The sequence below is a fragment of the Achromobacter sp. UBA4530 genome, from assembly GCF_002388205.1.
GTDB lineage: Bacteria > Pseudomonadota > Gammaproteobacteria > Burkholderiales > Burkholderiaceae_B > Achromobacter > Achromobacter animicus.
Genome location: NZ_DGMA01000035.1, coordinates 1 through 13255 on the forward strand (window position 1 = coordinate 1; position 13255 = coordinate 13255).

At 66.5% G+C, this 13255-nt stretch carries 10 protein-coding genes; all 10 read left to right on the plus strand.

Annotated elements, in window-relative coordinates:
• The first annotated feature begins 942 nt into the window (after window positions 1-942).
• Entirely contained in the window at window positions 943-1614 is a 672-nt protein-coding gene (locus tag B2W22_RS23730) for a response regulator transcription factor (RefSeq protein ID WP_175126243.1), read from the plus strand.
• A complete protein-coding gene (locus B2W22_RS23735; protein ID WP_175186611.1) occupies window positions 1601-4171 on the plus strand; it encodes an extracellular solute-binding protein in 2571 nt (856 codons plus the stop codon). The genes B2W22_RS23730 and B2W22_RS23735 overlap by 14 nt, the downstream gene beginning before the upstream one ends.
• A 200-nt stretch (window positions 4172-4371) precedes the next feature.
• Window positions 4372-5469 carry an ABC transporter substrate-binding protein gene (locus B2W22_RS23740; protein WP_217467873.1) on the plus strand — a complete coding sequence of 366 codons (1098 nt, stop codon included), beginning with the start codon at window positions 4372-4374 and terminating at the stop codon, window positions 5467-5469.
• Window positions 5470-5605: 136 nt separating this feature from the next.
• Complete coding sequence (locus B2W22_RS23745; RefSeq protein ID WP_175126245.1) at window positions 5606-7384, plus strand: ABC transporter permease; 1779 nt, start codon at window positions 5606-5608, stop codon at window positions 7382-7384.
• Entirely contained in the window at window positions 7377-8465 is a 1089-nt protein-coding gene (locus tag B2W22_RS23750; RefSeq protein WP_175126246.1) for an ABC transporter ATP-binding protein, read from the plus strand. Before B2W22_RS23745 ends, B2W22_RS23750 begins: the two co-directional genes overlap by 8 nt.
• An 81-nt stretch (window positions 8466-8546) precedes the next feature.
• Window positions 8547-9446 carry a TonB family protein gene (locus B2W22_RS23755; RefSeq protein ID WP_175126253.1) on the plus strand — a complete coding sequence of 300 codons (900 nt, stop codon included), beginning with the start codon at window positions 8547-8549 and terminating at the stop codon, window positions 9444-9446.
• A complete protein-coding gene (aroE, locus tag B2W22_RS23760) occupies window positions 9443-10306 on the plus strand; it encodes a shikimate dehydrogenase (RefSeq protein WP_239214248.1) in 864 nt (287 codons plus the stop codon). Before B2W22_RS23755 ends, aroE begins: the two co-directional genes overlap by 4 nt.
• Window positions 10307-10311: 5 nt before the next feature.
• Window positions 10312-11046, plus strand: a complete 735-nt coding sequence (mtgA, locus tag B2W22_RS23765; RefSeq protein ID WP_218342198.1) for a monofunctional biosynthetic peptidoglycan transglycosylase — start codon at window positions 10312-10314, stop codon at window positions 11044-11046.
• Between the two features lie 92 nt (window positions 11047-11138).
• Window positions 11139-12317: an LPS export ABC transporter permease LptG gene (lptG, locus tag B2W22_RS23770; RefSeq protein ID WP_175126249.1), complete on the plus strand. Its 1179-nt coding sequence runs from the start codon at window positions 11139-11141 to the stop codon at window positions 12315-12317.
• The gene (locus B2W22_RS23775; RefSeq protein WP_286939751.1) at window positions 12314-13147 is read left to right on the plus strand and encodes a symmetrical bis(5'-nucleosyl)-tetraphosphatase; all 834 of its coding nucleotides are present in this window, start codon (window positions 12314-12316) and stop codon (window positions 13145-13147) included. The genes lptG and B2W22_RS23775 overlap by 4 nt, the downstream gene beginning before the upstream one ends.
• Window positions 13148-13255 lie beyond the last annotated feature (108 nt).

Sequence of the window (13255 nt, forward strand, 5' to 3'; positions counted from 1 at the left end):
GTGACCGCGACGCCGTGCTGCCAGGGTCTTTGGTATGTGGCGCTACAAGAGCTGTGGTCAGGGCAGGAGATCTGCGGGGCCGCCGGGTTGCTGCCGCCCGGACGGCGGCAACCCGGCATCGGGTCGTGAGGCGTCGTGGCGTGTGCGCTGCGCGCTGGCGGGGATTGGTTTGCTAATGGTTCGCCTCACGGGGGGTGGGGCGGTGATGGGCGGCGCCGCGACGATTCGCCACAACCTGCCGACCTGTTCGCGCCGCCCATCGGGCACTTGAGTTCAAGTGACGATAAGCGGCGACCCGTGCTCGCACGAAGGAATCGCACGACGGTGTCAGACACCCGCAAAAAACGAGCGCTTTCGCCAAGATGGGTGTCTGACACCCTGGAATCACCCTTCAAGCCTGTAGCGTCTACGCGGGTGTCAGACACCCAAGCGCCTCCTACGCGCGAAGCGTCATCACCACAACGCAAGACGCCGCGTAAGTCTCCGGAGGCCGCCCGCGCGGCCGAACGGAGACGGGCATCGCAAGATGCTTCTAGGCTGAAGGTCTCTGCGCAAAAATGCCAAGCACGCTGGTCGTCGCAGCGGCCTGAAGACTTGAATTGCCGGAGTCCGGTGCGGTGGCGGCCCGGGGTGCGCGGGGCGTCGATAAGCCCGAGGGAATCCGTAGGAGTCGCCGAAGGCGAGGACGAGGATGACGAAGGGGAAGTCCGGAGCGAAGGCTCCGGACCGCAATCGTGGCCCCGCGCGCCCCGGGACGCCACCGTGCCGGACGTCTTAAGAACCGAATCCACCGCCGTGCCAGACACCTCAAGAACCAAAGCCGCCAAAATTCAAGAACCAGCACGCGCCCAAGTCGGAAAACCCCAAACCCGAATCCCAACGCAACGCTAACGATCTCCCCGTTAAACTCCCAACAAAAAAGCAAACGGAGGAGAAGACACCATGCGCATTCTGCTGGTCGAGGACAATCTCGATCTTGGCGATGCCGTTGAGAGCAAGCTGCGTTCGGCAGGTCATAGCGTGCAGTGGGTCCACGACGGCGTGCAGGCCTCGCGATGGGCGCTGGACGAGACCTGGGATGCGCTCGTGCTGGATATCAACTTGCCCGGCAAGGATGGCTTCACGCTCATCCGTGAATTGCGTGCCGCCGGGCTCGACGCGCCCGTGCTCGTCATGACCGCGCGCGCAGAGATCGAGGACAAGATCGACATGCTGGATCTTGGCGCCGATGATTACCTCGTCAAACCCTTTGACCTGCGCGAACTCGAAGCACGGCTGCGTGCCCTGTTGCGGCGGCCTGCGGGGCAGACCACCAGCGTTGCGCATTACGGCAATCTCAGTCTGGACCTGGCAAACAGGCATGTCGAACTGGCGGGTGCGCCGCTCGAACTCGGCCGGCGTGAATTCCGATTGCTTGAGATTCTGGTCGGAAAGCTGGGTCAGACCGTCGCCAAAGAACGCCTCATGAATCAGATCTTCGACCTGGACGACGGCTCGCTCAATGCGCTTGAGTTGCTGATCTCGCGGCTGAGAAAGAAACTGGCCGGCGCGTCCGTGGACATCGTCACCGTGCGGGGCGTCGGGTATCAGGCCCGCAGCCATGAAAATCCCTGAAAGCTTCTCCATCCGGCAACGCGTCTTCACGCTGGGCGCCGTGTTGCTTGCGTGCGCGCTCATCGGGCTGGTGTTCTTCCTGCGCGGCTACGCCCAGCGTGCTGCGGAACAGGCGTTTGATCGCCTGCTCGCCGCCTCCGCGTTGACCATCGCCGGATCGGTTCAGATCGAAGACAACGAAGTCACCGTCGAGCCGCCAGTCTCGTCGCTTGCCATGCTTTCCGGCGGCGAGCGCGTGTTCTACGAGGCGCGCACCTCCAACGGCAGGCTCATCACCGGGTACGGCGACCTTGCGCCCGGCCTGCCGCTCGCGCAGTCCGCCACGCCCGTCTTCACATACTTGCGGTATCACGACGAACCCATCCGCGTTGCGACCGTCGGCCGCCTCGTGTCCGCCAGCCAGCATGCCGGCTGGGTTACCTTGCGCGTCGCCGAGACGTTGGGGTCGCGCGAGGCGCTGGCCGGTGAAATTCTGCAGCGCAGCGTGTTGCCGCTGCTTGCCGTATCGCTGGTCGCGCTCGGCCTCTTGTGGTTTGGCGTCCAGCGCGCCTTTGCGCCGCTTGCCGTCGTCGAACGCGAACTGCGGCGTCGGGCGCCCGATGATCTGGAGCCGCTGTCCAAGCCCGTGCCGCGCGAGGTGCGGCGGCTCATCGAAGCGCTCAATGGCTTCATGCAGCGCCTGTCCGGCGCCATGGACAGCCTCAACACCCTGGTGGCCGACGCCGCGCATCAGGTTCGCACACCGCTGGCGTCGCTACGCGCGCAGGCCGAGGTCGCCCTGGACGAGACCGATCCGCAGCGATTGCATGCGCGGCTTGAACGCATCCATCTGAACGCCACCCACGCCAGCCAGCTCATCAACCAGTTGCTCATGGACGCCACCATCACCCACCGCATGGGCAAGGGCGCCCGCGCGCTTGTCGGCGTGGCGGAGACCGTCAACGAAACGCGCCGGCGCATTGGACCTCTGGATGCGCAGCGGCTGCGCATCGCCATTGCGCCTGAAGTGCGCCGCGCGCGCATCGCAGGGGATCGTGTCGCATTGCGCGAAATGCTGCGCAACCTCGTAGACAACGCCTTGCGTTACGCGCCGGATGGACCCGTTGAGATCCAAGCCATGCCAGTTGCCGGATATCGTGTCGCCCTTACCGTCTCGGATCGCGGGCCTGGCGTGGCCGACGATGAAAAGGAAACCGTACAGCAGCGGTTTTCGCGCGGCCGTGCGGGGGAATCGCTGCCCGGGTCCGGATTGGGACTGGCCATCGTGCGATCCGTGGCCGTCGCGCATGGCGGCTCGTTGTGGCTGCTCGACCGGCCCGGCGGCGGCCTGACGGCTCGCGTCGTGCTGCCCTTGGCGCGCGGCGGCGCCGGGCGCGCGCTGACCACAGCCGCGGCGGCGTTCTGCACGGCATGCCTGCTGCTCGCTGCGCCGTCCGCCGAGGTCCGCGCGGCAGGCGCGGCTGAGCCGGCGCGGGTCACATCAGATCCGGTTGCCGCTCCCGCCGCTGCCAAAACTGCCGACACCCCCCGCCCCACGCAGATCCCAGAAATCATCACCCGCTACCCCGCCCCCCAGGCTTCCTCCCGCGTCCTCACCATCGCCGGTCCGACCGACACGCCCGTCGTCGCGCCGCTCATCCAGGGCTTCCAGTCCCACCGCCCCGACGTCAGCGTCGTCTACCGCGAAATGGGCAGCCGTGAGCTCTACGAGGCCGCCATCGAAGGGCGTTTGCAGGACGTGGACGTGCTGATGAGTTCGGCATCCGACCTGCAGATCCGGCTGGCCAACGACGGGTACGCGCAAAGCTATGCCTCGCCCTACGCCGCGCGGCTGCCGTCCTGGGCCATCTGGCGGCACGAGGTCTACGGGTTCACGTTCGAGCCCGCGGTCATCGTCTATAACCCCAAGCGTTTTGCCGAGGCGGCCGTGCCGCGCTCGCGCCAGGACCTGCTGCGGCTGCTGGAACAGGACCCCCTGCGCCTGCGCGGACGCATCGGCACCTACGACATTGCCGCCAGCAGCCTGGGCTATCTGCTGGCCGAACAGGACGAACTGGTCTCGTCCAACTTCTGGGGGCTGGCCAACGCCATGGGCCAGGCCGGCGTGCGGCTGGCGGCCACCAGCGCCGAGATCCTGGATGCCATCGAGCGCGACGAACTGGACATCGGCTACAACATCCTCGGCTCGTACGCCTTGTCGCGCCAAGCCGCGGGCCGGCCCATCGGCGTGGTGTTTCCGCAGGACTACGTGCTCGTGCTGGCGCGCTCGGTGCTGATCGCGCGTACCGCCCCCAATCCCGATCTGGGACGTGCGCTGGTCGACTGGCTGCTGTCGCCCGCCGGCCAGCAGGTCGCGTCCAGCCATGCCGCGCTGGGCTCCATCATGGAAGACACGCCGGGGCGCTGGACCTCCGAAGCGGTGCTCGCGCGGTCGCAGGGCATCGTGCAGCCGGTGGTGTTGAGTCCGGCGTTGCTGGTGGGACTGGATCAGCGGCGCCATTCGCGCTTCGTGCAGAACTGGATTCGGCTCGTCACCGATACGCCGCAGCGGCCGTAATAGAAACGTGGGCCGGCCACGAACATAAAAAACGTGGGCGGACCCGGGACACGCCCAAGACGCCCCCGCCGCCATGCCCAGGGATTTCCCCTAGACGTCGCCTGCCGCCATGACAGGACGACGACAGACGCGCACTCCTAAGATGGCTGCACGCGGACCCCAGAGTCCGCAACAAGCCAAATCAATCGGAGACATCCCCCATGCTTGCCAAGTCCAAACTGGCGGCCGCCTGCGCCGCCGCATTCGCCATCGCCTCCGGCAGCGCCTTTGCGCAGGCAGTGCCCGCGGGCTACCCGGCCGACTACCAGAAGATCCTGGACGGCGCCAAGAAGGAAGGCAAGGTCGTCATCTATTCGACCACCGACACCAAGGCCGCCGGCCCCATCATCAAGGGCTTCGAAGCCATGTATCCGGGCGTCAAGGTCGAATACAACGACATGAACAGCACCGAGCTGTACAACCGCTACATCAGCGAACAGGCGGCGGGCGGCGGCAGCGGCGACATCGTCTGGAGCTCGTCGATGGACTCGGCCCTGAAGCTGGCCACCGACTACGCGCTGAAGTACCAGTCGCCCGAGGCAGGCAAGCTGCCGGCGTGGGCCAACTGGAAGGATTCGGCCTACGGCACCACCTACGAGCCGGCCGTCTTCATCTACAACAAGCGGCTCATTCCCGCCAATGAAGTGCCCACGACGCACGGTGCGCTGGCCAAGCTGATCGCCAGCCAGCCCGACAAGTTCAAGAACAAGGTCACCACCTACGACATCGAGAAGTCCGCCGTGGGGTTCATGCTGGCCGTGCAGGACAAGGCCAACGATCCCAAGTATTTCGACACCCTCAAGGACATCGCCAAGGGCGGCCTGATCGTGCAGTCGTCCACCGGCACCATGATGGAACGCGTGTCCTCGGGCGAGAACCTGATCGGCTACAACATCCTGGGCTCCTACGCCGAAACGCGCGCCAAGAACGATCCGTCGCTGGGCGTGGCCTACCCCACCGACTACGCGCTGGTGCTGTCGCGCGTCGCGTTCATCAGCAAGAAGGCCAAGAACCGCAACGCCGCCAAGCTGTGGATGGACTACCTGCTGTCCCAGAAGGGCCAGGAGATCATGGCCAATCAGGCCGACCTGGCGTCCGTGCGCGATGACATCGAAGGCGACAACGACGTGGACGGCATGACCAAGAAGCTGGGCGCCTCGCTCAAGCCGATTCCGGTCAACGAAACGCTGCTGGACTACCTGGAGCAGAACAAGCGCCTGGAATTCATCAAGCAATGGCGGGCGGCAGCGGGCAAGTGATGCCCCGGCTCCGGGCGGTCACCCGGCCCGGAGCCGCCGCCAACGCAGCGGACGGCGCGCCGTCCGCCTGACCCTGCCCCGGGGCCATCGCCCCGGCGGCGCGGCCACCGCGTCATTTCCGAACACAGGATTTCCCATGCAGTCATTGCGCAGAAAATGGCAGTCCCTGCCACGCGGCGTGGTGGTGCTGATCACGGCGCTCGCCATCTACGTGCCGCTGTCGTTCATCATCATCCAGAGTTTTCTCTCGGCGCCCTTCTTTGCCCCGTCCAAGAGCTGGAGCCTGGACGCCTTCCGCTTCATCTTCGCGGACCCCGATTTCTACAAGGCGCTACGCAGCGGCTTCATCCTGGCATTCGGCCTGGCCGCCATCGCCATTCCGCTGGGCGGCATGCTGGCGTTCCTGATGATCCGCACCGACCTGCCCGGCCGCCGCTGGATCGAGCCGCTGATCCTGGTGCCGGTGTTCGTGTCTCCCATGGTGCTGGGCTTTGGCTACGTCGTCGCGGCCGGTCCGGTCGGCTTCTTCTCGACCTGGGTGCAGAACATCCTGGGCTTCGTGCCCTGGAACGTCTATTCGCTGACCAGCATCGTCATCATCGCCGGCCTCACGCACGTGCCGCACGCCTACCTGTACATCTCGTCGGCGCTGCGCAGCATGGGGTCCGACGTCGAAGAAGCCGCCCGCGTGGCCGGCGCTTCGCCGCTGCGCGTGATGGTGTCCGTCAGCCTGCCCATGGTGCGGCCGGCCATGCTGTACGCCACCGTGCTGCTCTTCTTCCTGGGGCTGGAAGTCTTCGGCCTGGTGCTGGTGCTGGGCGATCCGGAAGGCAACCTGGTGCTGGCCACGTATCTGTACAAGCTGACCAACAAGCTGGGCATCCCGTCCTATCACCTGATGGCCGCCGTGGCCGTGGTGCTGATCTGCATGACCATTCCGCTGGTGATGCTGCAGCGCCGCCTGATGCGCACCGCCAACCGCTTCGTCACCGTCAAGGGCAAGGCCTCGCGTGCGCGGCCGCTGCCGCTGGGCAAATGGCGCTGGGTGGCCGGCGCGGTGGTGGCGTTCTGGCTGTTCGTCACCATCATCGTGCCACTGACGGGCGTGCTGCTGCGCGCGTTCGTGTCCAACTGGGGCCTGGGCGTCTCGCTCTTTGACGTGCTGTCGCTCGACGCCTTCCGCACCGTGTTCTCGCAGCCCAACCTGATGCGCGCCATCGTCAACTCGGTCGCCATTGGTGTCTTCGGCGGCGCGCTGGCAGTGATGTGCTACATGTTCGTGGGCCTGGCGATGCACCGCAAGCCGGACAACGTCACGCGCTTCATGGACTACAGCGTGCTGGTGCCGCGCGCCGTGCCGGGCCTCCTGGCCGGTCTGGCGTTTTTGTGGGTGTTCCTGTTCGTGCCGATGTGGCTGGACAACGCGCTGGACGTGGACGAAAACGGCTGGCTGTCGGCCCTGCCCTTCGCGGAATGGCTGCGCGAGAACTTCGTCGAATGGCTGCGTGCCCTGCGCAGCACCATCTTCAGCGTGTGGCTCGCCTACACCGTCGTGTGGATGGCCTATGGCCTGCGCCTGATTTCCTCGACCCTGCTGCAAGTGGGGCCCGAACTGGAAGAAGCCGCCCGCACCGCCGGCGCGCGCCGCGGCCAGGTCACCCGTCACGTCACGGTGCCGCTGGCCAAGTACGGCCTGATCGGCTCGTGGCTGCTGATGTTCCTGATCTTCGAGCGCGAATACTCCACCGGCGTCTATCTGCTGTCGCCCGGCACCGAGACCATCGGGTCCATGCTGGTGTCGCTGTGGGCGTCCGGCGCCATCGACATCGTGGCCGCGCTTTCCTTCATCAATATCGTTCTGGTCGTGATCGGCCTGGGCATCGCCCTGCGATTCGGAGTCAAACTTCATGATTGAGCTTTCTGTAGAAGACCTGCACCTGGACTACGGTGACAACCCGGTGCTCAAGGGCGTGTCGATGCAGCTGCGCCAGGGCGAAGTGGTGTCGCTGCTGGGCCCGTCGGGCAGCGGCAAGACCACCCTGCTGCGCGCCGTGGCCGGCCTGGAAGGTCCCAAGCGCGGCCGCATCACCATCGGCGAGAACGTCGTCTACGACGGCGCGGCCCGCGCCGAGATCCCGGCCGAAGAGCGCAACCTGGGACTGGTGTTCCAGTCGTACGCGCTGTGGCCGCATAAAACGGTATTCGAGAACGTCGCCTATCCGCTCAAGCTGCGCAAGACGCCGGGCGCCGAGGTGCGCGAACGCGTGCAGGCCGTGCTGGACCAGTTGGGCCTGGGCAAGCTTGGCCAGCGCCACCCGCACGCGCTATCCGGCGGCCAGCAGCAGCGCGTGGCCATCGGCCGGGCGCTGGTCTACAGCCCGCCCGTCATCCTGCTGGACGAGCCGCTGTCCAACCTGGACGCCAAGCTGCGCGAGGAAGCGCGCGCCTTCCTGCGCGAACTCATCATCCGCCTGGGCCTGTCCGCGCTGATGGTGACGCACGACCAGAGCGAAGCCATGGCGATCTCCGACCGCATCCTGCTGCTGAACAACGGCAAGATCGAGCAGCAGGGCACGCCGCAGGAGATGTACGGATCGCCGTCCACCCTGTTCACGGCCGAATTCATGGGCAGCAACAACCGGCTGGACGGCAAGGTCACCGAGCTGCGCGACGGCCAGGCCCGGATCGAGGGCGCCGGCTGGTCGCTATGGGGCAAGGCCGGCGCTGGCGTCGCCGCAGGCCAGGACGCCACCGCCGTCATCCGCGTGGAGCAGGTCCGTCTGGCCGATGACCCGCACGGCAACCACGTCGACATGCCGCTTCTGACCAGCATGTATCTGGGCGACCGCTGGGAGTACCTGTTCCGCACGCCGGACGCCGATCCGGCCCGCAGCCTCGCCCTGCGCGCCTACGGTCCCGAAGGCCGCGAGCCCGGCCCCTGCCGCCTCGCGCTGCCCGCCGACAAGGTCTGGATCTTCCCCCGGGCGTCCGCCTGACGGGGTCTAGGCCGTCCGTCCGAGGGTGAATACCGCCTTCGGACGGACCGCGCGGCGGGTGCGGACTCGCCTTACAATGCGCTGGTGCAACGCGCTGATTCCCCCTCCATGCTGAGCCGTTACCTCTGGTGGCTGGGCGCCCCCGCCCAGCACTACCTGCGTATCGGCATCGCGATATCGCTGTTGGTGCACGCCGGCGCGCTGGCGTGGCGTTTCAGCGCGCCCACGCAGACGCGCCCGCCCGTGACCAGCCTGGAAGTCGTGCTGCTCAATGCCCGCAGCGAGACGCCGCCGGAAACCCCGCGCACCGTCGCGCAGAACCAGATGACGGGCGGCGGCAACGCCGACCGCGGCGTGTCCACCACGCCCCTTCCCCAGACCGGCAGCTCGGCCGAGACCATCGTCCTGGAAGCCATGCGCCAGCGCCAGGTGCAGCTGGAGGCCGAACAGGCTCGCCTCATGACCCAGCTGCGCTCGCCGCACAACGCCGGCCCCGAGCGCCAGGCCGTCAACCCGTGGCCCGACGGCGCCGACGTCGGCCAGGATGCCCAGGACCAGGCCAGCGTCATCCAGAACGCCCAGGTGGCGGCGCTGGCGGCGCGGGTCCAGCAGTACAGCGCCGAGCCGCGCAAACAGTTCATCGCCCCCTCTGCCGAGGCGTCCCGCTACGCCGGCTACCTGGACGCCTGGCGCACCCGGATCGAAACGGTCGGCACCCAGCATTACCCCGACGAGGCGCGCGGCCGCATCTACGGATCGCTGCGCATCACCGTGTCGGTGCGCGCCGATGGCAGTATCGCCGAGGTCGAGATCGACCAGCCCTCGCCGCACGCGGTCCTGAACCAGGCGGCGCGCCGCATCGTCCAGCTGGCAGCGCCCTTTCCCCCCTTTCCTCCCGATATCGCCCGCGATACGGACGTGCTGGTCATCACCCGCACCTGGCATTTCGTCAACGACACTCTGGAAACACAGGCCCCATGACCGAGGCGATTCCTCAAGCCCGCTACGCCGTCATCGGCAATCCCATCGCGCATAGCCGCTCGCCTCAGATCCACGCCATGTTTTCGCAGCAGACCGGCAAGCCGTTGCGCTACGAGCGCCTGCTTGCCCCGGTGGACGGCTTTGCCGACGCCGTCGCCGCCTTCGTGGCGGACGGCGGCCTGGGCCTGAATGTCACGGTGCCGTTCAAGCTGGACGCCTATGCGCTGGCGGCGGACCATCTGTCGAATCGCGCGCGGCTGGCGGGCGCGGTCAACACCCTGTCGTGGCGCGATGGCGTCTGGCACGGCTGCAACACCGACGGCGTGGGCCTGGTCAACGACCTGCTGCGCCTGGGCGTACGCTTGCCGGGCGCCGCCGTGCTGCTGGTCGGCGCCGGCGGCGCGGCGCGCGGCGTGCTGCAACCCCTGGCCGAGGCCGGCTGCGCGCGCATTCACATCGTGAACCGCACCGCCGCCCGCGCCGAGGAACTGGCCGCCGCGTGGGCCGCGAGCGGCGTGTCGCCGCAAACCCAGGTGACCGCGGGCGCACTGGCCACCGCCGCCGTGCCCGGCGGCTGGAACCTGGTCATCAACGCCACCGCCAGCGGCCTGCAAAACGCTGCGCCCGACCTCCCGCCCGGTCTGTACGCCGACGGCGCCGCCGCCTACGACATGATGTACGGCGCGCAGCCCACCGCGTTCATGCGGCAGGCCCGGACCGACGGCGCCGCCCTGACGGCCGACGGGCTGGGCATGCTGGTCGGCCAGGCCGCCGAAAGCTTCTTCATCTGGCACGGCGTACGCCCCGATGCCGCGCCCGTCCTGGCAGCGCTGCGCGAGGCGCTGGCCGCCGGAAGCTGAACGGCATGGCGACGCGCACGGGCCGCAGCGGCGGCCGCAATTGGTTCCGGATCACCACCGGCTTGGTGATGGCGCTGGTGTGCGCGATCCTGCTGTACCAATTCTGGCTGTTCGCCCAGGTGGTCTGGTACAACTACCGCGACCCGGGCAGCAGCGCGATGATGCGCGAAGAGCTATCGCGCCTGCGCAAGGAAGACCCGGGCATCGAACTGAAATACGAATGGGTGCCGTATGACAAGATCAACCGGTCGCTCAAGCGCGCGGTGATCGCATCCGAGGACTCCAATTTCACGGGTCATGATGGGGTCGAGTGGGACGCCATCCGCAAGGCCTGGGAATACAACCAGAAACAGGAAGAGGCCGGACGCTCCAAGATGCGCGGCGGCTCCACCATCACCCAGCAGCTAGCCAAGAACCTGTTCCTGTCAGGTTCTCGCAGCTACCTGCGCAAGGGCCAGGAACTGGTCCTGGCTTACATGATCGAACACGTCATGAGCAAGGAACGGATCCTGGAGCTCTACCTGAACGTCGCCGAGTGGGGCGTGGGCGTGTTCGGCGCCCAGGCCGCCGCCAAGCATTATTTCAATACCACCGCCGCCAACCTGGGCAACAGCCAGTCGGCCCGGCTGGCGGCCATGCTGCCCAACCCGCGCTTCTATGACAGTCATCGCAAGTCCAACTATCTGAATTCCCGGGTCGGCGTACTGACGCGAAGGATGCAGATGGTCGACATCCCCTGAAAGGGGAAGCGGACAAATCAGTCCTGCCGGCCGTCTTCCCGCTGCGGGATTTGTTAAGCTTTCACGTTTACGCGCTCCACTCCTTTTCCTTCATGCGTACTGCACGTCGCTACCTGGCCCGAGAGGTCTATCGCTCTTGCGCAGTGGTCCTTCTGGCCCTGCTCGGCCTTTTCACGTTCTTCGCACTGGTGGACGATCTGGACAACGTGGGCGACAAGTTCTCCATGATGGCCCTGCTGTACATGCAGGCGCTGGCGATCCCCACCCGTCTCTATGACCTGCTGCCCATCGGCCTCCTGATCGGGGCCATCCTGGCGCTGGCGGGACTGGCCCAGCGCAACGAACTCGTCATCCTGCGGGTCTCCGGGGTCAGCGGCATGAAGCTGCTGCGGATGCTCTGGATCGTCACGATCCCCCTGATGATCGGCGCGGGCCTGCTGTCCGAATACGTGACGCCCTGGGCCGAGGTCAAGACCGGCGAAGCCAACCTGATGTTCCGCGGCAAGGCCGGCGGCGACCGCCTCAAGAGCGGCTACTGGTTCAAGGAACCCACCGCCAATGGCGGCACCCGCATCATCAACATCGCCGAACTGAAGGGCGACGGCCAGGTGGCGGGCGTGACCCTCTACGAATTCAAGAAAGACCTGACGCTGTCCGCGCTGTCCACCGCTCCCACGGGCTCATTCACGCGCGGCGACCTGGTGCTCAAGGACGTCTCCGAAACCCGCCTGGACGCCGAAGCCGCCGAGGCGCTCGCCAACGCCCGCCCGCCCAAGAACCCGCCGGCCACCGTCATCAAGCTGCCCGAACGCTCCATCGACACCACCCTCAGCGCCGAACGTCTGCTGGCGCGTGTGCTGACGCCAGAACGCATGTCGATCGTCACGCTGCTCGACTATGTGGAATACCTGCGGGACAACCAACTTCAATACGACCGCCAGGTCGTCGCCCTGTGGCGCAAACTGGCCTACCCCTTCACCCTGCTGGTGATGATCACCATCGCCGCCCCCATCGGCCTCATGCAAACCCGCCGCGGCGGCGTCGGCGCCAAGGTCTTCGTGGGCATCCTGCTGGGCGTGGGCTTCTTCATGCTGAACCAGCTTGCGCTGAACGTCGGCATGCTGGGCAAGTGGCCGCCCTGGCTGACCGCCCTGGGCCCGAACCTGGGCGCCATGGCGCTGGCGCTGGGCGCCATGAGCTACATGGAATACCGCCACACCATCACCCGTCTCGTCCAACAACGTTGGCCCTGGAGCAAGAGTCCCGCATGAACGGCAGTATCTGGATGATCGGCGACGTGCAGGGCTGCTGCTCGCCGCTGGATCGCTTGCTGTCCCACCCCGACCTGGTTGGCGACCCCAAGTCGCGCTTCTGGTTCGCTGGCGACCTGGTCAACCGCGGCCCGCAGTCGCTCGCAACCCTGCGCCGCATCATCGACCTCGGTGATCGCGCGACGGTCGTCCTGGGCAACCACGACCTGCACCTGCTGGCCGCGGCTGCGGGCGTGCGCAAACCGTCCAAATCGGACACGCTGGAGTCCATCCTGCGTGCGCCGGACGCCACTGACCTGCTCAACTGGCTGCGTTTCCGGCCGCTGGCGCATTTCGAGCAGAACCATCTGCTGGTCCATGCTGGCACGCTGGCCAAGTGGGACGTGGCCAAGACGCTGGCCCTGGCCGGCGAAGTCCAGGACGCGCTGCGCGGCCCGAACTGGCAGAAGGCGCTTCAAAAGATGTACGGCAACGAGCCGGCCACCTGGAAGGAAGACCACAAGGGCGGCAAGCGGATGCGGGTGATCATCAACGCGCTGACGCGGATCCGCTTGTGCACGCCGAACGGGCACATGGAGTTTGCAACGAAGGTGACGCCGGGGGCTTGGCCGCCTGGGCTGGTGCCTTGGTTCGATGTGCCTAATCGGGCGACGCGCAATGTCACGACGGTGTTTGGACATTGGTCGACGCTGGGGTTGTTGCAGCGGCCGGACGTGATCTGCCTGGATACGGGATGTGTTTGGGGTGGGTCGTTGACTGCGTTGCGGTTGCAGGATCGGAAGCTCGTGCAGGTTAAGTGTTCGCAGTTTCAGGATCCTTTGGCGGAGTGATCCGTAGGGGTCTGCTTGGAGCTTTGTCGGGCGTTTTCTTTGGATCTTCTTGCGTTGATTCTTTGGATCTTCATCGGTTGCTTCGTTAGATCTTCGTAGGTCGCTTCG

What these genes read in the sequence shown, in the direction of transcription:
- B2W22_RS23730 (WP_175126243.1), top strand. Translation starts at nt 943, where the DNA reads ATGCGCATTCTGCTGGTCGAGGACAATCTCGATCTTGGCGATGCCGTT.
- B2W22_RS23735 (WP_175186611.1), top strand. Translation starts at nt 1,601, where the DNA reads ATGAAAATCCCTGAAAGCTTCTCCATCCGGCAACGCGTCTTCACGCTG.
- B2W22_RS23740 (WP_217467873.1), top strand. Translation starts at nt 4,372, where the DNA reads ATGCTTGCCAAGTCCAAACTGGCGGCCGCCTGCGCCGCCGCATTCGCC.
- B2W22_RS23745 (WP_175126245.1), top strand. Translation starts at nt 5,606, where the DNA reads ATGCAGTCATTGCGCAGAAAATGGCAGTCCCTGCCACGCGGCGTGGTG.
- B2W22_RS23750 (WP_175126246.1), top strand. Translation starts at nt 7,377, where the DNA reads ATGATTGAGCTTTCTGTAGAAGACCTGCACCTGGACTACGGTGACAAC.
- aroE (WP_239214248.1), top strand. Translation starts at nt 9,443, where the DNA reads ATGACCGAGGCGATTCCTCAAGCCCGCTACGCCGTCATCGGCAATCCC.
- mtgA (WP_218342198.1), top strand. Translation starts at nt 10,312, where the DNA reads ATGGCGACGCGCACGGGCCGCAGCGGCGGCCGCAATTGGTTCCGGATC.
- lptG (WP_175126249.1), top strand. Translation starts at nt 11,139, where the DNA reads ATGCGTACTGCACGTCGCTACCTGGCCCGAGAGGTCTATCGCTCTTGC.
- B2W22_RS23775 (WP_286939751.1), top strand. Translation starts at nt 12,314, where the DNA reads ATGAACGGCAGTATCTGGATGATCGGCGACGTGCAGGGCTGCTGCTCG.